Annotated in this window: 1 pseudogene; it reads right to left on the reverse strand. The window is 69.1% G+C overall.

Annotated features, from left to right (window positions below):
* Positions 1-354: pseudogene (locus BN358_RS11060) on the reverse strand (DUF1003 domain-containing protein); the annotation flags it as partial.
* Between the last annotated feature and the right edge of the window lie 38 nt (positions 355-392).

Genomic DNA, 392 nt, shown 5'->3' on the forward strand with positions numbered 1-392 from the left:
CGGCGCGGGACTGCGCGGCCACCTCGCGGTCGTGCTCCAGGCTGACCCGGTCCCTGGCCTCCTGCCGGTTCTGCGCCAGCAGGATCAACGGGGCGGCGTAGGAGGCCTGCAGGGACAGCGCCAGGGTGAGGAACAGGAAGGGGAACGGGTCCGGCGCAGGGCCTGCGGCGCGAACACGTTCCAGAGCACCCAGGCGACGATGATGATCGTCATCCAGATCAGGAAGTGCGCCGTACCCATCCAGCGCGCGAACGACTCGGCGAAGCTGCCGAAGGTGTCCTGGTCCATCCGCATCCGCGGGAGCCACTCATTTCGGCGGCGACCGGGCGTGTCAAGGCGGTTCTGCCTAGCCATCGCTCACCTCCAGATCGAGCCGGTCCAGCTGCACCCCG

The organism is Sedimentibacter sp. B4 (genome assembly GCF_000309315.1).
GTDB lineage: Bacteria > Bacillota > Clostridia > Tissierellales > Sedimentibacteraceae > Sedimentibacter > Sedimentibacter saalensis.